This is a genomic window from Nocardia sp. CA-151230 (genome assembly GCF_050942175.1).
Lineage (GTDB): Bacteria > Actinomycetota > Actinomycetes > Mycobacteriales > Mycobacteriaceae > Nocardia.
Map to the genome: position 1 here is coordinate 6924011 of NZ_CP192061.1, position 24330 is coordinate 6948340.

The window sequence follows — 24330 nt, forward strand, 5'->3', positions numbered from 1 at the left end:
ACGAGCAGTTGAGCAGGCTCAAATCTGCGCGGGGCGGGCGCCGCGCCGCCGGGGCCGCATCTGGTGCAGGCGATACCAGGCCAGCAGGAGGAAGATCGCCGCCAGACCGGCGACGACTCCCATATCGAGCAGCCATGTGCCGAGGGTGTGCTTCCACAGCGGGTCGGGCCCGCCTTGGTGTGGCGAGAGGGTGTCGAGGTCGATGCTCGCCGCTGCGGCGCCGTAGCCCCAACGGGACGGCGACAGGTAGGACAGCTGTTGCAGAACGGGCGTGCCGGGAAGCCGCACCAGCCCGCCGGTGAGCACCAGTTGTGCCATCGACAGCACGATCAGCAGCGGCAGTGTCTTTTCCGAGGTGTTCACCGAGGCGGACACCAGCAAGCCCAACGCCAGCGACGCGATACCCAGCATCGCCATCGCCAAGATCAACTCCAGCTGGACCGAGGTGAATATCCCCGTCGGCGGGAAACTCGTACCGATCGTGCCGATCAAGAACAACACCGCCGTCTGAAGGATGGTGATCACACCCAGGACCAGCAGTTTCGACATCAAATAGACCCCTGCCGACAGTCCTGCCGCGCGTTCTCTGCGGTAGATCGTCTGTTCCTTGACGATCTCGCGAATCGCATTGCCGGTGCCGACGAAGCAGGCGCCGAAAATCAGGAGCATGAGCTTGGTGGAGGCATCGGTGTTGGTTCCCGGCGCCCCGGTGAAGCCGGCGCCCGCCGGCACCGCGGCGATCAAACCGCCCAGCAGCAGCGGCATCACGCCGAGCAACGCCAGATAGCTGCGGTCCGAGGCGATTACCGCCAGATACCGCCGGCACAGCGTGCTGAGCTGGCTGAGTTTGGACTGCGGCGCGGGCGGCGGCGCCGGTGTGTGTACTTCCGCCGGTCCGATGTCGTTGGTCAACCCGACAGCGACGTAGTTCTCGAAGCGCGGGGAGTTCCGGAACTCACCGGCCCAGTCGCGGTCCTCCTCCCGGTCGAATGCCTGGAACACCTCGGCCCAGGTGCGCTGCCCGAACTCCTGTAACCCCTCTGAAGGCGGTCCGTAATAGGCCAGCTTGCCGCCGGGCACCAGAACCAGCAGGCGGTCACAGGAATCGAGATTCGCCACGCTGTGGGTGACGACGATGACGGTCCGCCCGTCGTGGGCGAGTTCCGACAGCATTTCCATGACCGTCTTGTCGAGGCCGGGGTCCAGGCCGGAGGTTGGTTCGTCGAGGAACAGCAGCGACGGTTTGGTCAGCAGTTCCAATGCGACGCTCACCCGTTTGCGTTGCCCGCCGGAGAGCCGATCGATGCGGGTGTCGGCATGCCGCGACAAGCCGAGTTCGTCGAGGACTTCGTCGACTCGCTGCTCGCGCTCCTCGCTGCGTGTGTCACCGGGGAAGCGCAGCTCGGCCGCATACAGCAGGGCACGTCGCGTCGGGAGCTCTTTGTGCAGGATGTCCTCCTGCGGAACCAACCCGATCCGGTGTCTCAGTTCTTCGTAATCGGTGTACAGGTCGCGTCCGTCGTAGCGGACGGTCCCCTCGGTCGCGGGCCGCAGCCCGGTGACCGCGCCCAACAGCGTCGACTTGCCCGCTCCGCTGGGTCCGATGACCCCGACGAGTGAGCGCTGCGCAATGGGGAAGCTCACCTCGTCGAGGAGCACCTTGCCTTCCGGTGTCCGCACGATGAGGTTCTGGACCGAGACCGAGATGTCTCCGGTGTCGACGGACTCGCGCAGTTCGTCGCCGACGAGCCGGTAGTTGGTGTGCCCCATGCCGATCAAGTCGTATTCGGACAGGTCCGCGGTCTCGATCCGGTGGCCGTTGACGTAGGTGCCGTTGTGGCTGTCGAGGTCGACGACTCGATATTTGCCTTCGGCGATCACCTGTAGTTCGGCGTGATGGCGAGAGACCATGAGGTCGGGCACGACGATGTCGTTGTCGGCGGCGCGCCCGATCCGGAGCATGCCCGAGAGGATCTGTACCACCGCGCTGGGGCGGGCGGCCGGAGGCGACGACCTCGACACTCGCCGGGGCAGGCCCGGCTCGTACTTGGTGACCGTGACTTCATCGTCCAAGTCATAGCCAGGATTCGGGACGACCATCGTGTCCCCGCCGGAATCGTCATCGGGCTCGGGCTCGGGTGATGCTTCCAACGAGCAGGACAGCCGCGCACCGTCTTTGGCATGCCCCAGGTTGAAGGTCTCGTCGTGGTCGATCAGCATCCGCTCGACGCGGTGACCGTCGAAAAAGGTGCCGTTCAGGCTGTGCGCGTCCTCGATTTCCCAACCGTCCGACCCCCGCTCCAGCACGGCATGCAAGGCGGAAACACGCGGATCGGTGACAACAATGTCGGCGGTCGGATCGCGGCCGATGTTGTATGCACCCCCGGCGCGCAGCCGATAGAGGTGTTCTCGCGTCTGCACCACAAGAATGGGCGACTCGGGGAATTCCGTGGAGGACCGCTCATCCGCCATAACGGGAGTATACGACCGTGCCGAACTTTCGCGGCGATGAGAGGCAATCCCGTTCGAGTTCACGGAATCCGCAGCGTAGCCGCTCAACGGCCATACGACCGAGCCCGGACCAAGAAATACCGACGGGATTTGAAATGCTGATCCGATAGAACATGACGCAAGATCGAAGCCGAATATTTCTCAATTTGTTTCATGTACCGAATTTTGTTACATGCGGGTTCACCGGCGCTTTTCGGCGCTCACGTAGTGCGCCTGCTGCATGAGGTCGAGTAGCTCGTCGGGCATGTCGGTGATCGGGTGGCCGTAGGCGGCGGCGAGGTCGACTGGGGCGTTGCTCTGGACCGACCAGCCGTGCCGCGCCAGCCAGTCGCCGGGAACAGCGCGGGCATCGTCGTACCAGAGGTCGCTCACGACCAGGTTGCCGAAGGGGTTGCTGCCGAAGAACTTTTCCTCCGCATCGGCGAAGCGTTGCGGGTCCAGGCCGCGGCCGAAGTCGTCGGTGGCCACGCTGCTGCCGGACGCGGACAGGGCGTCGATGCGTTCGAACAACGCGTCGTGTGCCGAACCCGGGAGGAACGGCAACAGCCCCTCGGCCGACCACGCCGTCGGCCGCTCCGGATCGAATCCCGCGGCGGTGAGCGCAGCGGGCCAATCGTCGCGCAGATCGACCGCGACCACGCGCCGATCGGCTTTGGCCACGGCATCGTGGTCGGCGAGAACCTGGTCCTTGAACTCCAGCACCCGGGGCTGATCGATCTCGAAGACGACCGTGCCCGCGGGCCAATCCAGCCGGTATGCCCGCACATCCAGACCGGATGCGAGGATCACCGCCTGCCGCACACCCCGCTGCCACGCCGCGGCGAAGAACTCGTCGAAGAACCTCGTCCGGACACCCATGAACCGCCCGAACCGCGTCATGTTGCCCACGGACGCCGGGTCCTCCAGCATCTGCGTGAAATGCGGTTCGCCCGCCGCCTCGACGAACCACGCCGCGTAGTCGTCGCGGATCATCGGCTCGGGATCGATCGTCTCGAGTGCCCGAAACGTGGCAACGCCCAAGGCGGTCAGCCCCACGCTCGTCACGATGTCCCAGCTGTCCCCGTCCGTTCGCATCAAGATCACCCCATCGGTGTCATCGATCGCCTGAGCTATCTCGACCGGAGCGAACGCCCCGGATCTTGCCCGGTCGATTCTGCTCCCATACAGAACCTCCCGGCAACCGACCGGTTATCGCACCCCAGCCGAGTCGACCGGGATGACCGGCGCGTCAGCCGACGTCCTGCCGGCCGATATTTCCTGCTCCGAGAATGCCGATGGTGCTGCGTGTGGTCATGGTGCTCGCCCTCGATCGTGCCGGGCCCGTCGGCGCTCACGCGCGATGCGGGTTGAAGTCCACGAGGACTTTGCCGTTCTTTCCGAGGTACGCGAGTGCACCGGGGAAGTCCGCAGCCTTGAAGACCCGGACGGCGGGCAGGACAAGCTTTCCCTCTGCGACGAGGCGCGCGGACTCCCGTTCAGACCCGGATGGCGGGGCAGATACTCGTCCTGGTAAATACTGACGCCACCCGGATGGAGATTATCGGTTACGTCTCTACCAATTTCCCGATGCCGCAAGAGGTAATTCGTCGAGGGGGCGGATCCCTGGAGATCCCGGTTTCAAGTCCCATATGTCGCGGCGAGTCCTGATGATCAGAGCACAGCGTCCAGCGCTTGGAGAGTCGCGGGTCGACTTCTTGGTTTCGATTACGGGGCAGGGGTGGCCTCTGTCGCGAGTCGGGCCAGGGCCTCTGGTCGGGGGAGGTCTGCGCCGAGGTGGTAGGCGCGGTGGTATTCGGTGTCGCCCAGGCGATTTGTGAGGGTGGCGGTCAGGGTGGTGAGTTCGGGTTCGCCGTGGTCTGCGGTGCCGCGGATTACCTGGCTGAGGCCGAGAGCGGTGGCGGCCGCGGACGGGTTGTCTTCCAGGAGGCGGAGTTTCGCCAGGAGTTCGGCGGCATGGGCTTGGGCCTGGGCGGTGGCGGCGGAGTCGCCGTAGATGAAAGCGCCTTCGATGGCGCGGGGTAGGAGGGCGCGGGCCGCGGCGGGCGAGCCTTCGCTGAGGCGGTTGCGCAGGCGGGCGACCGTTATGTGGTTGGCGGCCATGGCTTCTGGATAGGGCAGATGGCGGAGGCGGTGCTCGAGTTGGTCGAGGTCTTGGTCCGAGCGGGCGATATCGCCGGTGCGGCGGTGTAATTCGGCGCTGGTGAGGAGGATGACGGCGGAGAGGCGGGAGAAGCCCTGGTCGGCGGCGAGGCGCTGGGCGGCGTCGATGTCGCGGGCGGCTTCGGCGAGTTCGCCGCCGCGCATGCGTTCGTCGGCGAGGGCGGTGCGGGCCGCGACGATGTCGTCCTCGGTGCCGAGTTCGGAGGCGAGGGTGACGGCGCGGGCGTAGGCGGCGCGGGCCTGGTCGTGGTCGCCCTGCAGCGAGTGGGCGCGGCCGACGGCGAGGAGCGCCATGCCCAGCCCCCAGCGGTCGCCGACGATTTCGAAGCCGCGCAGGGCTTCCCGTCGCGCGGCGGCCCCCTCGTGCAGACGCCCCTGCCCCGTCAGGGCGATGTCGCGGGCGAGCTGCGCGCTGGCCCGCACCCACGGGTCCGGCCAGGTCAGCGCCTGTTCGAGCTGCTGTTCGGCCAGCTTCTCGTCGTCGGCGCGCGCCGCCAGGAGCGCCGTCCACAGCGGTACTGCCGCATGGAATTCCAGTCCTCCGGCCTGCACGCAGTCCTCGATGAGCCCGGTCAGCGAGCTCCCGGCGGGCGGCGAACCTGCCATCAGCGCGATCACCCGGAAGGCGGCCCGCGCGGCCGCCGGGAGCTCGTCCCCGAACCGCAGCACCGCATCGAGCGAGCTCTCGAACTGACTGCTCATCCCCCGGATTCCCCAGTACCAGAACATGGCCCGCACGAGCCGCATCGCCGTGTCCGGATCGGGGCGGGTGCCGAGGGAGGTACGCAGTGCCGCAGCGAGGTTGGCGTGTTCGGCGTCGAAAAGGGCAATGGCGGTGAGCTGTTCGGTGCCCCGAAGGTGGGGTTCGGCCTGTTCGGCGAGAGTGAGGTAGTAGTCGGTGAAGAGCGGGGTCAGGTCGTCGGATGAGCGGGTGAGCTGGTCGGCGGCGTAGGCGCGGATGGTTTCGAGCATGCGGTAGCGCGGCGGGTCGTCGGGGGTGACGGTGACGAGGGATTTCTCGACCAGGGCGTCGAGGAGGTAGAGGATGTCCTCGATGGGGAGGTCGCCGTCGGCGCAGATGGCTTCGACGGCCTCGGCGGTGGTGCCGCCCGGGAAGGCGGAAAGCCTTCGGGCCAGGATCTTTTCGGGTTCGTCGAGGAGGTCCCAGCTCCATTCCACCAGGGCGAGCAGGGTGCGTTGCCGGGGCAGGGCGGTGCGGCTGCCGGAGGTGAGCAACCGGAAGCGGTCGCCGAGCCGCCGGGCGACCTGGTCGACACTCATGGCGCGCAGTTTGGCGGCGGCGAGTTCCAGCGCCAGTGGGAGGCCGTCGAGTTGGCGGCAGATCTCCACGACGGGAGCGACAGTGGCGTCGTCGAGGATGAAGCCGGATCGGATGGCGGCGGCGCGATCCGCGAACAGCCGCACAGCCGGTGCACTCTGGGCCACAACGGGATCCGCTGTCTCGACCGGAACACCGAGCGGTCCGAGGTGGCACAGCGCCTCACCGGTGATGGCCAAGGGTTCCCGGCTGGTGGCCAGTACGCGCAGCTGCGGCAACCGATCCAGCAGCTGTTCGGCGAGGGCCGCCGCGGCCGCGATGACGTGCTCGCAGTTGTCGAGCACCAGCACAGCGGGCCCGACGTCCAGTAGTTCGGTCAGCCGGGCGGTCTTGTCCGGCCGCTCGGCGGAGTCGCTGTCGAGCGCCCCGGCCACCGCGTCCGCGAGCTGGTCGGGTGCACCCAGTTCGGCCAGCGGTACGAAGAACACCGCACCGGTGGCCTGCCGGTCCATGGCTTCCAGCGCGAGCCGGGTCTTGCCCGCTCCGCCGGGTCCGACAATGGTGACCAGCCGCGAATCCGCCAGCAGCCCGGCCAGTTCCGTGAGTTCCGCCTCGCGCCCGATGAATCCGGTCAGGCGAACGGGCAGCGCCCGGGTCACGGGTTCCCTACGCGGAGCAGGGATCTCGAGCTCGCCCCGGAGCAGCGCGAGATGCGTGTCCCGCAAGGTGGCCCCCGGGTCGATGCCGAGTTCCTCGTCCAGCCGCTCCCGCATCTCCTCGTACACGGCCAGCGCGTCCGACTGCCGTCCCGCCGCCGCCAACGCCCGCATGCGCAGCGCGGCCAGCCGCTCGCTGAGCGGATTGTCCCCTCCGGCGATCTCGAGATCGGTGAGCACATCGGCGTACCGGCCCAGCCGCAGCTCGGCCTCGAACCGGTCCTCGACCGCCGCGGCCCGCAGATCGTCCAGCCTGGTCGCGGCGGCTTGGGCGAACGGTGCGTCCTGCACATCGCCGAGCGCGGGTCCACGCCACAGCGCGAGAGCCTCGCCCAGCCGGCGGGTGGCCGCTTCCGCCCGCCCGGCGGCCAGCTCCTGACGGCCCTGTCGCACCAGGTCCTCGAACCGATCGGCGTCCACCGCCACCCCGGGCAGCCGGTAGCCGCCGGTTCCGAATTCGACCGTTCCCACGCCGCGCAATGCCTTCCGCAGCCGGGACACCGCGGCCTGCAACGCGCCGGCCGCCTCGGCCGGCGGCTCCTCTCCCCAGAGTCCGTCGATGAGCGCGGTCGCCGGCACGTCCCGCCCCGATTCCAGAGCCAGCCGAGCGAGCAGCATCCGCACTCGCACGCCGGGGATCTCCACCGGCGTCCCGTCCTCCGCATGGACCCGAACGGGCCCCAGCACACCGACCTGCACTCCTCCGCCTCTCTCCTCCGCCTCTCCGAGCCTTCAGCGGACAGCTGAGAGCCGCTGTCTGTTGCGCACCCGTGGTGGCGGTTGGGTAGCGAACCAATTTCGGACGTACCCGGCGAGTTACCCCGACCGTCACGAAATCAGTTGTCACGCTGGCATACGCAGCATCCCATTACCCGTAAGGTAATCGACTCGCGGCCCGGCGTCGGGCACAGTCGATCTCATGACCGACATCGAGATCGCCACCGCCCCGACGGGCGCCCAGCTGTTCGCCACCATGCCGTTCACCGAGGGCCTGGGCGTCCAGGTCCTCGAGTGCGGCCCGGAGCTGGTGCGCAGCCGCCTGGAGTGGCGCGAGAACCTGTGCACCCTGGGCGGATCGATGCACGGCGGCGCGCTCATGTCGCTGGCCGACGCCACCGCCGCGGTGTGCGCCTTCCTGAATCTGCCGGCGGGCAGGCAGGGGACGACCACGGTGGAGTCGAAGACGAACTTCCTGCGGGCCCTGCGCTCGGGTCACGCCACCGCCACGGCCCGTCCGCTGCACGCCGGGCGCAGCTTCGTCGTGGTGGAGACCGAAATCCGGGACGACGCCGGCAAACTCGTCGCCAAGGTGACCCAGACCCAGGCGGTGCTGTAGTCGGGCGACCACCTACCCGACGAGGATCGGCACCAGATACGTGCGCGCGAACTCCCCCAGCTCTTCCGGGGTTTCGAGGGTGGCCGCGCCGCCGCCGACGAGAATCAGCGAATGCACTATGCGGCAGCCGATTTCGGTGCGCGCGGCCAGATCGGCCGGGGCCTCGAACAGGCCCTGGGCGGCGGCCCGCTCCAGGATCTGGACGGTGGCCGCGACGGACATGGCGAAGGTGGTCGCGCCTTCGACGGTGAGTTTCACCAGGATTCGGTCAGGCTCGACCGCGAGCAGCCGCTCCACCAGCGGATGCGCCCGCCAGCGGGTGATGACGGTGACGAAGACGTCGGCAACCAGTCCGGGTAGGTCGTCGTGCCGGTCCGGCATGCTCGACAGTTCGGCCAGCAGGTTGCCGACCTCGCGGCTGACGACGGCCTGCACCAGGTCGTCGCGGGAGCCGAGCCGGCGGTAGACGGTCACCCGGTCGACCCCGGCCTGCTTGGCGACATCCTCGATCGTCGTCTTCTTGACCCCGACCTTCTGGAATTGCACGAGTGCCGCGTCGAGGATGCGCGTCTCGATGTCATCGGCAGCATCCGTGCGGGTCAGCGGGTTTTTCGACGCGGTCGTCACCGGATCCACGCTAGCAGGCGCCACCCTCGATGCAACAATCCAGAACAAATTGTAGCTGCAACATTGCAATGAGATTTGTTGCGCTGTACGGTTCGGTCATGGCTGACAAGGCTGGCGCGACGCAGCGCCACTACCGCGACGAGGCGCACGCCATCTCCGCCCGCGACGTGCGGTTCGATTTCGATTCCGTTCCGCTGCACTACATTCCGGGCGAAGTCCTGGCAACCCACATTGTCGATGTCATGCACCTGGTGCTGCCGGAGGGCGAACGGGCCATGGCGCAGACACTGGCGGAGGCCCTCCCCCACATCCACGACGAGCGGCTGCGGGAGGAGGTGACCGGGTTCATCGGGCAGGAGTCCATGCACGCCAGCAGTCACGAGGCGGCGCGCCGGCACCTGCAGTCCCTCGGGCTGGACGTCGACTCCTATGTCGATGCCATCGCCTGGCTGGTCGATCGGATTCTCGGCGATCACGGACTGAGCGGCCGGGCCCGGGAGCAGTGGCTCAAGGAGCGGCTGGGCCTGTTCGCCGGTATGGAGCACTACACGGCCGTCATCGGCGAGTGGCTGCTCAATGCCGACATTCTGGAGGCCGAGGGCATGCATCCGGCCATGCTGGACCTGGTGCGCTGGCACGGGGCCGAGGAGGTCGAGCACCGCAGCGTGGTCTACGACGCGTACATGTATCTCGACGGCGGGTATCTGCGAAAGGCGCGCACCGCGGTTCTGGCCAGCGCGACACTGCTGCCGCTGTTCATCATTTCGGCCGGATATCTGTATCGGAAGGATCCGTCGCCGCGGAAGGGTCGGTTCTGGGCTCGGCAGTTCCTGAGCGCGACGCGGCGCGGCGTGATTCCCAGCTGGACGGTGTTCTTCACCGAGATTCCGCGGTATCTGCGACCGGGATTCCATCCGTCGCAACTGGGTCCGATGGATGTGGCGCTGCGGTATCTGGCACATTCCCCGGCGGCCCGGGCGGCGGCCGAATGAGCGCGGAGGCAGTGCCCGTTCCAGCACGGGCGACGCCCGCGACCCTGCGGGTGCTGGGCGGGATGATGGACGCCTACAAGCGCGTGTTCGTGAGCGGGCGCGCCGCATCGGTGCTGTCGCCGTCGAATCCGGTGCGCCGCAGCGGTTTCGAGTTGGCCACCGTCGTGGAGCGGCTGGAGCGGCCCGCACCCGATGTGCTCACGGTGACACTGCGGGCCCCGGACGGGCGGGACCTGCCGAGCTGGCGGCCCGGGGCGCACGTGGACGTCTTCCTGCCGTCGGGGCGGCAACGGCAGTACTCGCTGTGCGGGGATCCACAAGATCGGGCGCGGTACCGGATCGCGGTGCGGCTGATCCCGGACGGCGAAGGCGGATCGCGCGAGCTGCACGAGTCGCTGTGGGTCGGTGACCGCATGCGAATTCGCGGGCCGCGCAATGCTTTCACGCTGGTGGACGCGCCGTCGTATCTGTTCCTGGCGGGCGGGATCGGCATCACCCCGATCCTGCCGATGGTGCGGGCCGCGGGGTCGCGCGGGCGACTGGTGTACGCGGGACGGTCGCGGGCGACGATGCCGTTCCTCGACGAGCTGCCCGACGCGGAGGTACGGCCCGACGACGAGGCCGGACCGCCCGATGTCGCCGCGATCATCGCGAGCGCGGAACCCGGTGCGGCCGTGTACGTGTGCGGTCCGCCCGCCATGCTGGCGGCGGCGCAGCGCTGCCGGTTCACGCTGGATCCGACGGGATCGCTGCACACGGAACGTTTTTCGGCGCCGCCCGTGGTGGACGGCCGGGCCTTCGACATCACCCTGGCCCGCAGCGGCAGAACGGTCCGGGTCGGCGCAGAGGAGACGGCGCTGACCGCGGTGCGCCGGGTGCTGCCCGATGTGAACTACTCCTGCCGCCAGGGCTTCTGCGGCACCTGCAAGGTCGGGGTCCGCGCGGGCGACGTGGACCACCGCGACCGGCTGCTCACCGCGGCCGAGCGGGAGAACCGGATGCTGCTCTGCGTGTCCCGCGCCTGCGGTGACGCGCTCGTGCTCGATCTCTGAACGCGGGGAACACTCATGTCGATTGATACGGAAACAGCTGTGGCCGAATCCGATTCGTTACCGGCCGAACATGTCGGGATCGCCGTCGTCGGGGCGGGATTCGGGGGCATCGGCCTGGCGATCAAACTGCGCGAAGCCGGGTTCGAGGACCTGGTGATTCTCGAGCGGGCCGAGGATCTGGGCGGGACCTGGCGGGCCAACACCTATCCCGGGTGCGCGTGCGATGTCCCCTCACAGCTCTACAGTTATTCGTTCGCGCCGAATCCGGACTGGTCGCGGACCTATGGGCGGCAGGCGGAAATCCTGGAGTATCTGCGCCAGGTCGCCACGGACCATGATGTGGTGCGGCACATCCGATTCGGCGCCGAACTGCTGGACGCCCGCTGGGATGAGACGCACTCGCGGTGGCGGGTGGAGACCAGTCTGGGTGCGCTCACCACCGATGTCCTGATTTCCGCCGCGGGCATCTTCGCGGAGGCCAAGTATCCCGAGCTTCCGGGACTGGATCGGTTCGCGGGCAAGGCTTTCCATTCGCTGCACTGGGATCACGACCATGATCTGACCGGCGAGCGGGTGGCCGTGATCGGGACGGGCGCGTCGGCGGTGCAGTTCGTGCCGGAGATCCAGCCGGTGGTGGACCGGCTGCTGCTGTTCCAGCGGTCCGCGCCGTGGATCGTGCCGCGGATGGATCGGCGCACACTGGGTCTGGAACGGACGCTCCTACGTCGGATTCCACTCGCCCAGAAGGCGATCCGCGGCGGCTGGTACGCAGCCATCGAGGGATTCGGCCTGATCTCACTGGTGGACAAGCGGTTCCGGCATCCGTACGAGGCACTGGGCCGGTTGCAACTGCTACGGCAGGTGCGCGATTCCGCGCTGCGCAGGACCCTGACCCCGGACTACGTCATCGGATGCAAACGCGCCATCTTCTCCGATGCCTATCTGCCCGCGCTGGATCAACCGAATGTCGAGGTCGTCACCGACGGCATCGCCGAGGTGCGCCCGCATTCGATCGTGCTGCGCGACGGCACCGAGCACGCGGTCGACACCATCATCTTCGGCACCGGCTTCACCTCGATTCCGTCGGCGTATCACCGCTATATCGGACGTCACGGGCAGTCCATCGCCGACCTGTATCACCACGAGCCGCAAAGCTATCTCGGGGCGGCCGTCGCCGGATTCCCCAACTTCTTCTGCACACTGGGGCCGTTCGGTGCGGCCGGGAACCAATCGGCCGTCTACATGATCGAATCCCAGATCGCCTACATCGTGGATGCGGTGAAGACCATGCGCGACAGGGGAATCGACCGCATCGAGCTGCGTCCCGAGGTGCAGGACGACTTCCTCGACGAGATGGACCGCCGCAGCGCCGACACCGTGTGGCTGACCGGCGGCTGCCAGAGCTACTACACCACCACCGACGGCCGCAATGCCGGCCTGTACCCCAACTGGAGCTTCGAATACCGCCGGCGCACCCGGCGTTTCGACGCCGACTCCTACGAAATGAGCCGCTGATGTCCACTCCGCGCTGTCTCCCCGGTCCCGGCCCCTTCCGTCCCGAGGGCCGGGTCGCCCTCATCACCGGGGCCGGTCAGGGTATCGGCCGCGAACTCGCCGGGGCGCTGTACCGGCGGGGCGCGTCGGTCGCCATCGTCGATGTCGATGCCCGGGCCGCCACCTCGCTGGCCGCCGCCCTGGGTGATCGGGCGCTGCCGGTGATCGCGGATGTCTCCGACCGGGCCGCCATGGCCGAGGCGATTCCGCAGGTGGTCGCCTACTTCGGGCATCTCGACATCGTGGTGGCGAACGCGGGCGTGGTGCCGCCACCGGCGACGCTGCGGACCATGGATCCGGCCGAGTTCGACCGGGTCATCGGCATCAACCTCACCGGTGTGTTCAACACCGTGCACCCGGCGCTGGACCACATCATCACCGCGCGCGGGCATGTCGAGGTCGTGTCCTCGTGCGCCGCTTTCGCTCCGGGGATGGGCGGCGCGCCGTACATGATCAGCAAGGCGGCGGTCGAACAGCTCGGCCGGGCGCTGCGGGTCGAGCTGGGGCCGCACGGGGCGTCCGCGGGCGTCGCCTATTTCGGGATCGTCGACACCGAGATGACCCACTCGACCCTCGACCGGGACGAGCTCGGTCGCCGCATCGAGGCGCTGCTGCCGTGGCCGCTGAGCACCCGCATCACCGCCGAGCAGGCCGCGCGCACCATTGCCGACGCCATCGAACACCGTGCACCGCAAGCTATTTCACCGCTGGCCTGGATGCCGTACTCGCTGCTGCGCGGCGTGATCAATACGGTGCTGGATTCCCGCCTGGCCCGCGATCCGCGAGTCCACGCGCTGCTGCGGGAAGTCGAGCGCCGCAGTCTCGAGAAGCCGCCCGCACCAGCGGCAACCCCCATGAACAGGCGGCGCGCGGGGGCCCATCACTGATCTCACATCACCCTGGCCGCCGATATCGGTCACGTCATGCCGCCTTCTGACTCGCCGGATTCAATTCCCTAGCAGCTCCGGCGAATACAGGACGAGACAGGTGCCGATGCCGATATCGATGGCACGGTCGAGACCACAGGCTCGCGGCCACCCACGTCGAATGAGTAGGCGCGGTGAGTAGTTCGGCGGACGTCCGGAACCGCCCACCTTCCATACGCTTCCCGGCAGCACCCCCAGTTGGGTGTCCCGCCAGAGGAGGAAAAAGTGTCCCGCTCGAACACCGCGCGTCTCGCGCCCGTCGCCGCCGTCGCCTTGACTTTCGGCGCGCTCACCGCCACATCCCTGGTCGCCGCGACCCCCGCGCACGCCTACGCCTACGACTGCCCCGGTGGCCTGTTCTGCGGATGGGAGGGTCGCGACGGCACCGGAAACCTGGTTGTCCAGGCCAACTCCGACTGCTTCCTCCACGACATCGGGAATGCCGGCAAGGGCGATCTGCTCACCTCGTACTGGAACCGGACCGGCAAGCAGGTCACCCTCCTCAACTGGATGGGCGACCACTGGGAAACCCTCGCGGTCATCCAGGACAGCGAGCGAGGCACCCTCTCCCACTTTGCAGACAAGAAGACCGACGCAGTCCAGCTCTGCGACTGACCGAGCACTTCGCGCGGCCGGACCGACCTGTGCGAATCAGGCTCGGCCAATTCTGAAGCGTGTTAATTTCACTACCTCGGCGCGGCCACGGACCGTGCTGGATGTTCGTGACCGCGCGGACATCGCGTAGTGAAAGGGACGCCATGACAACACTCCGGGTGCGCCGCGCGAAACTCGCCGTGACGGCGGTCGCGGGCACGGGCGCGCTGCTGCTGGCCGCGGCTCCGGACGCCGCGGCCGGCGGCATCGGCGATGTGACGCTGAAGGGCTCGAACCCGCAGGCCGGATGCAGCTACACGCTGACCAGCGGCGACCTGATCGGTGGCGGCAGTAGTTCATTCAACGCGATGCCCGTCACCTTCTACGACAACGGAGCCAGCATCGGAACCGGCAAGGTAGGCACCAGCCTGCTCGGAAACCCGGCCGAAGTCTCGTGGACACCGGCCACCCCGGGCCAGCACATCCTCACCGCCACAGCCGGTTTCAGCTTCAACACCCCCATGCCGCTGACACCGTTGACCGTCCAGGTCGGCGCAGCCGGCCCCACCGGCAGCTTCGGCTGCCCGCTCCCCAGCATCTCCGGCTAGCCGACGGATTCGGCCGACCCGGAACCCCCGGCCCGGCAGGAAGAATCGGCAGGCGCCCGCTCCCTCGTTTCCGACGGTGAGCGGGCCGGACCTTCGAAGGCGCCTCGGGTTGTCAACGAATCCAGCTCCGCCACGCCATGATCCGCACAACCGACATCACGCACGGCCACGCGCCCGCATGGTGTCGCTACGGTGACGAGCGTCATCGGATCGCGGAGCCTCGGGCCGAAACCCGATGATCTACTTGGCCTGTCACCTCAGCACCAGAGCGATACAGGTCAGGCCGGATGACCGAACTTCCCGTCGACCACACCGGACGTGAAGGCATCCCACTCACCCGGCCCGAAGACCAGAGCTGGACCGGTCGGATTCTTGGAATCGCGGACACCCACCATGCCGCCGTCCAGGTGCGCGACCTCGACGCAATCACCTTGACTGCCGCTGTAGCTGCTTTTGAACCACTTGGGCTCGAAGGGATCAATGCTGCTCACGCTCATACTCCTTCGTCACCCGGCGTACCAACTCCCGGGTGGGTCCATCGTCCAGTGCCGAGCTTCGAATCGCTGACGCAAGCTCACTATAGAGTCGCACTTCGTCGGGTTTTTCCAGGTACACGTCCTGGGTCGGCCCGCCCTCGATATACACGACGGGCGGTTCTACTGGTTCATGCCTCGAGTCAGTGTCGAACTCCAAGACCGTGAACGACCCTCGCGGCATTCCCCAGGTCATCCCTGCCGCGAACGGGTGAATTCGCACCGTAAGGTTGTCCAGCTTCGATACTTCGGCCAGGTGGCGCAACTGGGCGGCCATGGTCTGCCGGTTGCCGATCATCCGGTGCAGCGCCGACTCGTGCAGCAACACCTCCAGGACAACAGGATTGGTCTTGCGGGTAACGATCGCCTGTCGCCTCAATCTATGTTCGACTCGGCGGTCGACGTCGGCGGAATCGGCGAATCCTGGATACGCACCGATGATGGCGCGGGCGTAGTCAGCCGTCTGCAGCAGACCGGGAATGTGTTCATGGTAGGTGGTCAGTCGCCGCGCAGCTGCTTCGAGTCCCACATACATGTTGAACGCCTCCGAATACAGCCCGCCATACGCGTGATACCAGCCCTGCAATCTGGCCACGGCTGCCAAATCGGCTGCGGCAGCGGCATCGCCGGAGCCGACCCCGTAGACCTCACACAGTGCACGCACGTCTTGCTTACGCACCTTCTGGGTCTGGCCTGCCTCGATACGCTGCAGAGCCGACGCGGACAAATCGACCAGCTTCGCGGCGGTCGCGATGGTAAAGCCATTGGCTTCGCGCCATTCGCGTAGAAACCGACCTAATTGCCGCCTCGGCAGAGTCGAACTCGGAGTGTTCTCGGTGTCGTCTTCGTACGCACTGGTCATGTCGACGTCCCATCACAACGTGAAATCGGGTCGATCGGAGCACGAAATCGGATGCGGTCCACAGGATTTACGGGTTGGTTTATGGAGCTTTGGACGACTTCGGACCGGGTACCCGATATCACTGTATCCCCTGCATCGCCGGTGGTGTGCTGGAACCACAACGGCAGCAGGGAGGGCAGCGAGATGTCGAGCAGCAACCAATGGTCGGTGCGTGCGATCATCGACCGCATCGAAGGTGAGCGGAAAGTAGCCGACTCCAACCGCATTAACGCCGAACCTATCCGCGGCGGGTATGAGATCCGTGGGTTGTGGTCGTGCTACACGGATCCCGGCGAACTCACTGCCGCGCAAGCGCATACGGCCATGCAGCTGCATCTCGGGTGCGGCGTGGACACCTGCCGGGTGCGGCGGCGGGCACGCACCGCGCTGGTCGCGGCCGGACGCATGGTGCTGGACCCGCGTGCCGCGCGCCCCAGGGCCGCGCGGAGATCACCACTCGCCGTGCTACGCGACGCTCTGTCCGGTTGGGGTGCACTGTTTCTCGGCGGTCGCCATGCCCTGCGATGACTGCAGCCGAGATGACTACGACCGAGTCGAGATTCAGGTGATCCAAGATGTTCTCGATATCGTCGAGGTCCGCTTGCGCGAACGTGAGCGGTGCGGGTGGCGATTGACCGTGCCCCGCTCCCAGATCTACGCGATCGTCCTGCACGCGGTCATCGTCAGCGCGCGCGAATCACACCGAGTCCCGGCCACTCTCGACCGGGCCGCCATCCTCGACTTCATCCTCGACGGCGCCGATCCCCCGGACTCCGGCCCGACCCGGCACCCGGTCGACGACGTGATCCGACACCACATCGCGAACATGAATTGACCCCGCAAAACTCGTCGAGTGGTCGACCGCGGTTCTTGCCTGGTCAGTCCTCGGTGTCCTGCTGGCAGGCCGGGCACAGTCCGTGCAGGGTGAGTCCGCCGGTGTCGGGCAGGGCGAAGCGGCTGCCGTTGCGTGCTTCGGCCAGGGCCACGGTGAGATGCGCCGAGGGGACCTCGTCGATCGCGCCACACCGGGTGCACACCGCGTGATGGTGCGGGATATCGGTGAGTCCGTAACTGGTGATCCGTTCATCGATGACCAAGGCGTGCAGCACTTCCGCGTCGACCAGGGTCGCCACGGTCCGGTAGACGGTGGTGAGGTCGACCTCGTGGCCGGCCGAGGCGAGACCCTGCTGGATCTGGGCCACGGTCAGATGTCCCTGCTCGCGCGAGCCGTCCAGGATCGACAGCACTGCCAGTCGTGGTGCGGTGCACCGCAGTCCGTGGCTGCGCAGCAAATGGCGAGCGTTGTGCTCACCGGTCGGCGCCGGGACGTGAGTGAGGTGCGAAACGCGCGCCATGGCCCCAGTCTGCCGTTTCGACCCTCTCGACCGCCAACCCCCGTCTTGCCAATCAGTTGCAACAAGGCGGGATGCGTTCTACCTTCGATGAATTCGGCTCGCGCGGAGAGGGCATCGTGATGTCGCTGAACCTGAAACCCTTTCGCGCGGTCACCGATCGACTGGCGCTGACCCGCCCGGAATGGCTGCGGCTGGCCGCGATGGCCGGGGTCATCATCGGCTTGCACGTGCTGGGCTGGTTCACCCTGGTCGCGTTCGTCGCTCCGCAGCATTTCAGCCTGGGCGACCGGACCCTGGGTATCGGCGTCGGCTTGACCGCCTACACGCTGGGAATGCGGCACGCCTTCGACGCCGACCACATCGCCGCGATCGACAACACCACCCGCAAGCTCATGCACGACGGGCAACGACCGCTGTCGGTCGGATTCTTCTTCTCCCTCGGCCACTCCAGCGTCGTCTTCGGTCTGGCGCTGCTGCTCTCGATCGGCGTGAAGGCCATCGTCGGCCCGGTCGAGGACGACTCATCGGCACTGCACCACTACACAGGACTGATCGGCACGATCGTGTCCGGGACGTTCCTCTACATCATCGCGATCATCAATATCGCTGTGCTGGTGGGCATCCTGCGCGTGTTCCGGCGCATGCGCACCGGTGAGTTCGACGAGGCCGCGCTGGAAAACCAACTTGCACAACGCGGTCTGGTCAACCGCCTGCTCGGCCCGGTGATGAAGTCGGTCACCAAGCCCTGGCAGATGTATCCGATCGGCCTGCTGTTCGGCCTCGGCTTCGACACCGCCACCGAAGTCGCACTGCTTGTGCTCGCGGGCACCAGCGCCGCCGCCGGCCTGCCCTGGTACGCGATCCTGTGCCTGCCGATCCTGTTCGCCGCCGGCATGAGCCTGCTCGACACCATCGACGGCAGCTTCATGAACTTCGCCTACGGCTGGGCCTTCGCCAAACCGGTGCGCAAGGTCTACTACAACATCACCATCACGGCACTCTCGGTCGCGGTCGCCCTCATCATCGGCACCATCGAACTTCTCGGCCTGCTCGCCGACCAATTCGGCTGGACCGGGGGCTTCTTCGACTGGATCGGCGCCCTGGACCTCAACCTGATCGGCTACCTCGTCGTCGGCCTGTTCGTCGCAACCTGGGCCATCGCCATCCTCACCTGGCGCTTTGGACGCATCGAAGAGAAATGGACGGCCGGACTACAACCCCGAGCCGACCACCACGACTGACCAGCTGACGCCCACCAACCACACCGCAGCCGTGTTCCCGCGGACTGCACAAACAACGGTGTAACTCCGAAATAGGGAGTGGCACATGAGCTCTGATGTTCAGAGAACGGTGGCGCAGCAGTCCGAAGACGGCCACCGCTGAAGGTAGGTTCTTGACTCTTACACAGTGTCAGGCGGTCAGCTGGGAGGCGTCATGTTCATTATCGGAGACTTCGCCCGGCACGGCCGCGTATCGGTCCGGATGCTGCGTCACTACGACGCGACCGGCCTCTTGCACCCGGCTCGAGTCGACCCGGCCAGCGGCTATCGCTACTACAACGCCGACCAGCTGGCCCGCCTCAACCGCATCATCGCGCTCAAAGAACTGGGATTCACCCTCCAGCAGGTCGGGGAGATTCTGGACGAGACGGTCACCATCGCCGAACTGCGTGCCATGCTGCGGCTGCGGCGAGCGGAACTGGAAGCGACCATGCAGGCCACCTCGGCCAGGTTGGTTCAGGTCGAGGCGAGGCTCCGCTCGATCGAGAGCGAGGGGCAGATGCCCGAAAACGATGTGGTAGTGAAGAGTCTGCCGAGCGTGCGGATCGCCGAACTCACCGGTGTGGCACCGGACTTGGACAGTATCGGTCCGGTCATCCAACCGCTGTACGACGAACTGTTCCGGCGTCTGGAGGTCGCGGGCATCACGCCGTCGGGTCCCGGCATCGCCCACTACGACGACTCCCCCGACGGCGGGGTCCTCGTCCATGCCGGTGTCGAGGTGTGCGCGCCTCTCATGGAAGAGGACGGACTGCGGATCGTGGATCTTCCTGCCATCGAGCAGGCCGCGACCATCGTGCATCGCGGGTCGATGGCCGCCAGCCTGCCCACCTTCCAAACCTTGGCCCGATGGATCGACGCCAATGGCTTTCGCTCCATCGGCTATCCCAGGGAGACCAACCTGGAATGCCCCGCGAACCTCGACGACTGGGTCACCGAGTTCCAGGAACCGGTCGTCAGGGACCAGAGCACCCTCTGACCGGTCCACACTTCGTCTGTGCCGAACACGGTTTCCCGCAGGGAATTTCGGCGGTTTGCCGGATGGTCCAGGGTTCGGCCTGGCCATAGTTTCGGCGAGTGCGAATACTTCGACGGATATTGATAGTTGTGTTGTCCGTGGTGGTGGGGCTGCCGGCAGGAGTGGCCCTGTTGCTGATGGCCGACCGGGGAGACGTGATCGGTTTCATCGTGGATCGAAGTGCCGTTGGTCCGGTGACAGCCGCGATGATGCAGGTATCGGATAGGCACGGGACACAGATCTGGCATGCAGGCGAGACGGTGACCCCGCAAACACATTTCCGGATCGGGAGCGTGACGAAGACATTCGTCGCGACAGTTGTACTGCAGCTGGCCGAGGAGGGAATCCTCGACTTGGACGCTCCTATCGATCGCGCCCTGCCGGACGTCGTCCCCGGTGGCCGATCCATCACCGTAGGCCAGTTGCTCAACCACACCAGTGGTCTGTACGACTACATGAAAGAACCTGGGATGTCGACCAACCGGTGGCGCGGCGAGGATCGCTTCCGGCATCACGCGCCGACGGAACTGCTGGCCGCCGCGTTCTCACATCCTCCGTATTTCGCGCCCGGGACCGGCTTCCGGTACTCGAACACCAACTACATCGTGCTCGGCGTACTGATCGAGAAAGTCACGGGTATGCCGTATGCGGCTGCCGTCCGTCATCGCATCCTCGATCCATTGGGCCTGCGCGACACCTCACTACCCGGTGACGACCCCACGATCGGCGCCCCCGCCGTAGCGGCACGATACACATCCGGTTCGGGTGCCACCGTCGACGTCGCCGAACAGAATCCTTCGCTGGATTGGGCCGCGGGTGAGATGATCTCCACAACAAGGGATTTGAGCGTGTATATCGGTGCGCTCATGAGCGGTCACCTGCTGTCGGCGGCAATGCTCGAGCGGATGAAGCAGACGGTTCCGATGGGGCTGGGCTTTCACTACGGCTCGGGCGTCCAACGATTCGACTTGCCGTGCGGGGTGCGGCTGTGGGGACACGGTGGTGAGTTGCTGGGTTATCTCACCTATGTGTTCATCGGGCCGGACGACCGGGTCATGACCATGCTGCTGGCATCGGCGTCGGGTGACAGTTTCGTGGAGTTCGCCGCGGCTGCGGCGGCGGTTTTCTGCCTGCGGTAGGGTGCGGAAATCCACACATCGCCGTCCGGAAACCCTTACTGTTCTGCGGACATTCGGTTTCTAACGTGGCTGTCATGAACAATCTGACAGCCGTTTACGCCGCCGAGTCCGGCGGTGTCGCAGGGTGGGCTACGACGATCATGCACACTCTCGGAGGACCTGGCGCGGCGGTGGCAAACGCCGCCGACAGCGTGTTTCCGGCCATTCCAAGCGAAATCATTCTTCCGCTGGCCGGTTTCGCGGCCGCGCGTGGAGAAATGTCGTTGGCCGGCGCGCTGGTGTGGACGACCATCGGTTCAGTAGTCGGTGCGATGGTGCTGTACCTGCTCGGCCTGATGGTCGGAAGGGAGCGCATGTATGCCGTCGTGGCACGGCTACCGCTGATCCGGACCGAGGACCTCGAGCGCAGCGAACAATGGTTCGCCCGGCACGGCCGCAAGGCGGTGCTGATCGGCCGGATGGTGCCGGTGGTGCGATGTCTGGTCTCGCTGCCCGCTGGTGTCGAGCGGATGCCGGTCGGCTGGTTCATCGCGCTCACCGCCGCCGGTAGCGCGATCTGGAACACCTTGTTCGTGCTGGCCGGGTATCACCTGGGCGAAAATTGGGAACTGGTCCGCGACTATGCCGCGCGGTACCAACTGGCCATCGGAGTCGCCGCCGGCGTGGCAGTGATCCTCTGGGTGGTTCGCCGCGTACGCGCTCGGTCTAGCCTGGGTTCGTGATCATGATCGGTGAACTCTCGCTGCCGCGCCGAGCATGCTATCCCGTGGTCGGCGCGGTCATCGGGACCTTCACGGCACTGTGCGGCTTCGCGGCGCTCGCGCGCGGGGATGTCCTCGGCCTGCGCCGCCACGCCCGTCAGGAAAGGCATCGACTCGTGCGCTGGTTCCACGCCACCGCCGTGGCCGAGCTACCCGACCGCGACCCCGCCGGATACGTGCTACTGCGCGCGCTGCACGCCGTCACGGGCGGTGTCGTGCTGATCGCGGCCGGCGCGGCCGCGCTGGGATATTTCGCGTGGGCGCTGGAACTCACACTGGTGCATCGCATTCCGCTGATGACCAGTGCGGTGTCGCTGGCCGTGGGAGCCGTCGGCATATACCTGTGCCGCCAGTTCGCCCTCGCGCTCGGCCATGGTGACGCGGCCACGGCAATGCGGTGTCTGGGCGACGATGGCACTCAACGGCGGTTGCGGGAGCTCGAACGCACGCGCGCCGGTGTCATCGGCGCCGTCGACGACGAGCGCCGCCGCATCGAACGCACCCTCCACGACGGGGTACAGCAGCGAACCGTCACGCTCGCACTGCAGCTGGGCCGCGTGCGCCGAGTCCTGCAGCGGCAGAACGCAACCGCGCTGGCCGACGAACTCGACCACGCAGTCGACGAGGCGACCCGGTTGATCGCCGACCTGCGCGAAGTGGCGTGGCAGATCTATCCCTCGGTCCTCGACGAGCGCGGTCTCGAGGCGGCACTGCGGGACCTGCCCGCACACACCACCATGCGACTGTGGCTAGACCTGCATATCGATCGCGAACCACCGACCGCGATCGCGGCGGCGGCGTATTTCGTGGTCGCCGAGGCAGTCACCAACGCCACAAAACACTCAGGCGCGGAGGAGATCTCGGTGTCGGTCACCCAGCTGCCGGACCGGTTTGTGACCGTGATCCGAGACGAAGGTATCGGCGGGGCCGACCCCGAGGGCGGCGGCCTGACCGGGCTGCGGCGCCGGGTGGCCGCACTCGACGGCGTCTTCGAAGTGCACAGCCCCGTCGGCGGCCCCACGACTGTCACGGCGGAGCTACCGTGCGCATCGTGATCGCCGAGGATTCGGCACTTTTGCGCGAGGGTCTGCTGCGTTTGCTCACCGACGAGGGTCACGACGTCGTCGCAGTCGGCACGGCGGTCGAACTCGTCCACGAAACCGACCGCGCCACACCCGATCTCGTCATCGCCGACGTCCGCATGCCGCCGACGCATTCCACCGAGGGAATCGACGCGGCACGAGCGCTGAAAGCGCGGTACCCCGACCTCGGCGTGCTCGTACTGTCGCAGTACGTCGAACAACACAACGCGATCGAACTGCTCACCTCCGGTATCGGCGGAGTCGGATACCTCCTCAAAGACCGCGTCGCCAACGTCGATGCCTTCCTCGCCGACATCGAACGAATCGCGGAAGGCGGCACCGCATTCGACCCCGAGGTCGTCCGGCAACTCTTCGCGCAACAACGCCGGGCCGACCCGCTGGTGGCATTGTCCCCCCGCGAAACGGATGTACTCCAACTCCTGGCCCAAGGCTTCACCAACACCGGTATCGCCGCCCGACTGTCCCTGTCCACCAGCGCTGTCGAGAAACACATCAACTCCATCTTCGCCAAGCTGCACCTCACCAAAGACCCCGCTCACAGCCAACGTGTCCGGGCGATCCTGATCTACCTCGAACAAAGAACCACCACCCGTATCCCAGGAGAATGACATGCCCCAGCTCGCGCGCATATCCGAGTAGATCTTTCAGGGACGGCCTCAGGGTTTGTCCGGATGTTCGGAGCTGCAGCCGTCTCTACGGTCTGAACATGCGGATCGGGTGGATGATGACAGTGATGGCGCTGGTCGGAGCGACAGGGTGCACGAGTGTGACCACCTCGCAGCCGCAGCAGGTGTCCACTACCCCGATGGTGGTGTCGCCCAAGCGAGTCGAGCGGATTCAGGACGATATCGACCGGCTGGTGCGCGCGGGGACCACCGGGGTGATCGCGACCCTCACCGAGAACGGGCGGACCATCACTCTTACTGCCGGAGTCGGCGACCGGACCGGCCGAACAGCGATTCCGGTCGCACCCCCGCAGCAGGTGCGGGTCGGGAGCATCTCCAAAACCTTTGCGGCTGCACTCATCATGCAATTGGTATCCGAGGGGCGGCTGCGGCTCGACGAACCCATCGACTCCTACCTGCCCGGACTGCTGAACGGCGACGGCGTGGACGGGCGAAACATCACCGTCCGCCAGATCCTGCAACACCGCAGCGGACTTCCCGAAATGTCGAAAGACCCGGAACTCGATGTGGTCAAGGCCGCCGCCGACGGCCGCACTTTCACCCCAGCGCAGGAGATCGCCGTGGCGCTACGGCATCCGGCGCAGTTCTCGCCGGGTGAGCGGTTCAAATACACCAATACCAATTTCATCCTGGCAGGCATGCTGGTCGAAAAGGTGACAGACAGGCCGTATTCCGAGGTACTCGCCGATCGCGTCACCACCCCGAACCAACTCTCCGCCACCTATCTACCCGGACCGGGCGAGGTCGGCTTCCGCGGCCCACATCCACAGGGCTACACGCTGGTAGGTGGCGCCCCCACCGACGTAACCTCCATCGAGCCGTCAGTGGCCTGGTCGGCGGGCGCACTGATCTCCACCGGCACCGACCTGAACCGCTTCTTCACAGCCCTGCTCGCCGGAAAGATCATCGGTGACCCGCAACTGCGTGACATGCTGACGATGCTGCCCCGGTCGCCGGACAGCGCCTCCGAATACGGCCTCGGCATCGGCGCGATTCAGCTTTCCTGCGGTGTCAGATATTTCGGCCACACCGGCAACATCGCCGGCTTCACCACCATCTCCGGCGCCATCACACAGGGCCGCGCGGTAACGATTGCCATCAACGACTCCCCGGCCGACGAGCCGAACTTCACCGACGTGCTCAACGACGCCCTCTGCCCCTAGCCAACCATGTGGCGATCACGTGGTTCTGGGCGCTGG

The 24330-nt window shown here is 66.6% G+C and carries 23 protein-coding genes; 16 read left to right on the forward strand and 7 right to left on the reverse strand.

The annotated features are described in order from the left end of the window. Positions 1–18 precede the first annotated feature (18 nt). The 3 genes from ACQP1O_RS32665 to ACQP1O_RS32675 form a co-directional block, all read right to left on the reverse strand. The gene (locus ACQP1O_RS32665) at positions 19–2535 is read right to left on the reverse strand and encodes an FHA domain-containing protein (RefSeq protein ID WP_433562220.1); all 2517 of its coding nucleotides are present in this window, start codon (positions 2533–2535) and stop codon (positions 19–21) included. Positions 2536–2691: 156 nt separating this feature from the next. Next, positions 2692–3588, reverse strand: coding sequence for a class I SAM-dependent methyltransferase (locus ACQP1O_RS32670; RefSeq protein WP_433562221.1), 897 nt, complete (start codon positions 3586–3588; stop codon positions 2692–2694). Positions 3589–4215: 627 nt separating this feature from the next. Further along, the gene (locus ACQP1O_RS32675; RefSeq protein ID WP_433562222.1) at positions 4216–7353 is read right to left on the reverse strand and encodes an ATP-binding protein; all 3138 of its coding nucleotides are present in this window, start codon (positions 7351–7353) and stop codon (positions 4216–4218) included. Between the two features lie 232 nt (positions 7354–7585). Between ACQP1O_RS32675 and ACQP1O_RS32680 the strand changes: the two genes are divergently transcribed. Then, entirely contained in the window at positions 7586–8002 is a 417-nt protein-coding gene (locus ACQP1O_RS32680; RefSeq protein WP_433562223.1) for a PaaI family thioesterase, read from the forward strand. 12 nt (positions 8003–8014) lie between these two features. On the opposite strand, the gene ACQP1O_RS32685 is transcribed toward ACQP1O_RS32680, so the two are convergent. After that, positions 8015–8629 (reverse strand): TetR/AcrR family transcriptional regulator, encoded by a 615-nt coding sequence (locus tag ACQP1O_RS32685; RefSeq protein WP_433562224.1) that lies wholly within the window; start codon positions 8627–8629, stop codon positions 8015–8017. 98 nt (positions 8630–8727) lie between these two features. Here ACQP1O_RS32685 and ACQP1O_RS32690 point away from each other — a divergent pair, with 98 nt between their 5' ends. From ACQP1O_RS32690 to ACQP1O_RS32715, 6 genes are all read left to right on the forward strand, one after another. Beyond that, positions 8728–9621 (forward strand): metal-dependent hydrolase, encoded by an 894-nt coding sequence (locus tag ACQP1O_RS32690; protein WP_433562225.1) that lies wholly within the window; start codon positions 8728–8730, stop codon positions 9619–9621. Continuing rightward, positions 9618–10673 carry a PDR/VanB family oxidoreductase gene (locus ACQP1O_RS32695; protein ID WP_433562226.1) on the forward strand — a complete coding sequence of 352 codons (1056 nt, stop codon included), beginning with the start codon at positions 9618–9620 and terminating at the stop codon, positions 10671–10673. The genes ACQP1O_RS32690 and ACQP1O_RS32695 overlap by 4 nt, the downstream gene beginning before the upstream one ends. 15 nt (positions 10674–10688) lie before the next feature. After that, positions 10689–12188 (forward strand): flavin-containing monooxygenase, encoded by a 1500-nt coding sequence (locus tag ACQP1O_RS32700; RefSeq protein ID WP_433562227.1) that lies wholly within the window; start codon positions 10689–10691, stop codon positions 12186–12188. Continuing rightward, positions 12188–13114: a short-chain dehydrogenase/reductase gene (locus ACQP1O_RS32705; protein WP_433562228.1), complete on the forward strand. Its 927-nt coding sequence runs from the start codon at positions 12188–12190 to the stop codon at positions 13112–13114. The genes ACQP1O_RS32700 and ACQP1O_RS32705 overlap by 1 nt, the downstream gene beginning before the upstream one ends. A 264-nt stretch (positions 13115–13378) precedes the next feature. Then, positions 13379–13768 carry a peptidase inhibitor family I36 protein gene (locus tag ACQP1O_RS32710; RefSeq protein ID WP_433562229.1) on the forward strand — a complete coding sequence of 130 codons (390 nt, stop codon included), beginning with the start codon at positions 13379–13381 and terminating at the stop codon, positions 13766–13768. Positions 13769–13911: 143 nt separating this feature from the next. After that, the gene (locus ACQP1O_RS32715) at positions 13912–14355 is read left to right on the forward strand and encodes a hypothetical protein (protein ID WP_433562230.1); all 444 of its coding nucleotides are present in this window, start codon (positions 13912–13914) and stop codon (positions 14353–14355) included. A 278-nt stretch (positions 14356–14633) separates the two neighbouring features. On the opposite strand, the gene ACQP1O_RS32720 is transcribed toward ACQP1O_RS32715, so the two are convergent. Both ACQP1O_RS32720 and ACQP1O_RS32725 read right to left on the reverse strand, forming a co-directional pair. After that, a complete protein-coding gene (locus tag ACQP1O_RS32720; RefSeq protein WP_433562231.1) occupies positions 14634–14846 on the reverse strand; it encodes a DUF397 domain-containing protein in 213 nt (70 codons plus the stop codon). Next, complete coding sequence (locus tag ACQP1O_RS32725) at positions 14833–15750, reverse strand: helix-turn-helix domain-containing protein (RefSeq protein ID WP_433562232.1); 918 nt, start codon at positions 15748–15750, stop codon at positions 14833–14835. Before ACQP1O_RS32725 ends, ACQP1O_RS32720 begins: the two co-directional genes overlap by 14 nt. Positions 15751–15933: 183 nt before the next feature. Here ACQP1O_RS32725 and ACQP1O_RS32730 point away from each other — a divergent pair, with 183 nt between their 5' ends. Both ACQP1O_RS32730 and ACQP1O_RS32735 read left to right on the forward strand, forming a co-directional pair. Continuing rightward, positions 15934–16317, forward strand: coding sequence for a hypothetical protein (locus ACQP1O_RS32730; RefSeq protein ID WP_433562233.1), 384 nt, complete (start codon positions 15934–15936; stop codon positions 16315–16317). Positions 16318–16354: 37 nt separating this feature from the next. Then, positions 16355–16624 carry a hypothetical protein gene (locus tag ACQP1O_RS32735; protein ID WP_433562234.1) on the forward strand — a complete coding sequence of 90 codons (270 nt, stop codon included), beginning with the start codon at positions 16355–16357 and terminating at the stop codon, positions 16622–16624. A gap of 43 nt (positions 16625–16667) precedes the next feature. Here ACQP1O_RS32735 and ACQP1O_RS32740 read toward each other — a convergent pair whose 3' ends face one another. After that, positions 16668–17144: a Fur family transcriptional regulator gene (locus ACQP1O_RS32740; protein ID WP_433562235.1), complete on the reverse strand. Its 477-nt coding sequence runs from the start codon at positions 17142–17144 to the stop codon at positions 16668–16670. A 119-nt stretch (positions 17145–17263) separates the two neighbouring features. On the opposite strand from ACQP1O_RS32740, the gene ACQP1O_RS32745 reads away from it, so the two are divergent. The 7 genes from ACQP1O_RS32745 to ACQP1O_RS32775 all read left to right on the forward strand — a co-directional run bounded on the left by ACQP1O_RS32745 (position 17264) and on the right by ACQP1O_RS32775 (position 24294). Further along, positions 17264–18385 (forward strand): HoxN/HupN/NixA family nickel/cobalt transporter, encoded by a 1122-nt coding sequence (locus tag ACQP1O_RS32745; RefSeq protein ID WP_433567874.1) that lies wholly within the window; start codon positions 17264–17266, stop codon positions 18383–18385. 193 nt (positions 18386–18578) lie between these two features. Further along, entirely contained in the window at positions 18579–19403 is an 825-nt protein-coding gene (locus tag ACQP1O_RS32750; protein WP_433562236.1) for a MerR family transcriptional regulator, read from the forward strand. 248 nt (positions 19404–19651) lie between these two features. After that, positions 19652–20581, forward strand: a complete 930-nt coding sequence (locus ACQP1O_RS32755; protein WP_433567875.1) for a serine hydrolase domain-containing protein — start codon at positions 19652–19654, stop codon at positions 20579–20581. 74 nt (positions 20582–20655) lie between these two features. Then, positions 20656–21303: a DedA family protein gene (locus tag ACQP1O_RS32760; RefSeq protein WP_433562237.1), complete on the forward strand. Its 648-nt coding sequence runs from the start codon at positions 20656–20658 to the stop codon at positions 21301–21303. Positions 21304–21305: 2 nt separating this feature from the next. Beyond that, the gene (locus tag ACQP1O_RS32765; RefSeq protein ID WP_433567876.1) at positions 21306–22397 is read left to right on the forward strand and encodes a sensor histidine kinase; all 1092 of its coding nucleotides are present in this window, start codon (positions 21306–21308) and stop codon (positions 22395–22397) included. Continuing rightward, positions 22385–23053 (forward strand): response regulator, encoded by a 669-nt coding sequence (locus tag ACQP1O_RS32770; protein ID WP_433562238.1) that lies wholly within the window; start codon positions 22385–22387, stop codon positions 23051–23053. Before ACQP1O_RS32765 ends, ACQP1O_RS32770 begins: the two co-directional genes overlap by 13 nt. A 158-nt stretch (positions 23054–23211) precedes the next feature. After that, positions 23212–24294 (forward strand): serine hydrolase domain-containing protein, encoded by a 1083-nt coding sequence (locus ACQP1O_RS32775; protein WP_433562239.1) that lies wholly within the window; start codon positions 23212–23214, stop codon positions 24292–24294. Positions 24295–24330 lie beyond the last annotated feature (36 nt).

What these genes read in the sequence shown, in the direction of transcription:
- ACQP1O_RS32700 (WP_433562227.1), top strand. Translation starts at nt 10,689, where the DNA reads ATGTCGATTGATACGGAAACAGCTGTGGCCGAATCCGATTCGTTACCG.
- ACQP1O_RS32695 (WP_433562226.1), top strand. Translation starts at nt 9,618, where the DNA reads ATGAGCGCGGAGGCAGTGCCCGTTCCAGCACGGGCGACGCCCGCGACC.
- ACQP1O_RS32755 (WP_433567875.1), top strand. Translation starts at nt 19,652, where the DNA reads ATGCAGGTATCGGATAGGCACGGGACACAGATCTGGCATGCAGGCGAG.
- ACQP1O_RS32730 (WP_433562233.1), top strand. Translation starts at nt 15,934, where the DNA reads ATGTCGAGCAGCAACCAATGGTCGGTGCGTGCGATCATCGACCGCATC.
- ACQP1O_RS32760 (WP_433562237.1), top strand. Translation starts at nt 20,656, where the DNA reads ATGAACAATCTGACAGCCGTTTACGCCGCCGAGTCCGGCGGTGTCGCA.
- ACQP1O_RS32745 (WP_433567874.1), top strand. Translation starts at nt 17,264, where the DNA reads ATGTCGCTGAACCTGAAACCCTTTCGCGCGGTCACCGATCGACTGGCG.
- ACQP1O_RS32690 (WP_433562225.1), top strand. Translation starts at nt 8,728, where the DNA reads ATGGCTGACAAGGCTGGCGCGACGCAGCGCCACTACCGCGACGAGGCG.
- ACQP1O_RS32765 (WP_433567876.1), top strand. Translation starts at nt 21,306, where the DNA reads ATGATCGGTGAACTCTCGCTGCCGCGCCGAGCATGCTATCCCGTGGTC.
- ACQP1O_RS32715 (WP_433562230.1), top strand. Translation starts at nt 13,912, where the DNA reads ATGACAACACTCCGGGTGCGCCGCGCGAAACTCGCCGTGACGGCGGTC.
- ACQP1O_RS32680 (WP_433562223.1), top strand. Translation starts at nt 7,586, where the DNA reads ATGACCGACATCGAGATCGCCACCGCCCCGACGGGCGCCCAGCTGTTC.
- ACQP1O_RS32725 (WP_433562232.1), bottom strand. Translation starts at nt 15,750, where the DNA reads ATGACCAGTGCGTACGAAGACGACACCGAGAACACTCCGAGTTCGACT.
- ACQP1O_RS32740 (WP_433562235.1), bottom strand. Translation starts at nt 17,144, where the DNA reads ATGGCGCGCGTTTCGCACCTCACTCACGTCCCGGCGCCGACCGGTGAG.
- ACQP1O_RS32750 (WP_433562236.1), top strand. Translation starts at nt 18,579, where the DNA reads ATGTTCATTATCGGAGACTTCGCCCGGCACGGCCGCGTATCGGTCCGG.
- ACQP1O_RS32705 (WP_433562228.1), top strand. Translation starts at nt 12,188, where the DNA reads ATGTCCACTCCGCGCTGTCTCCCCGGTCCCGGCCCCTTCCGTCCCGAG.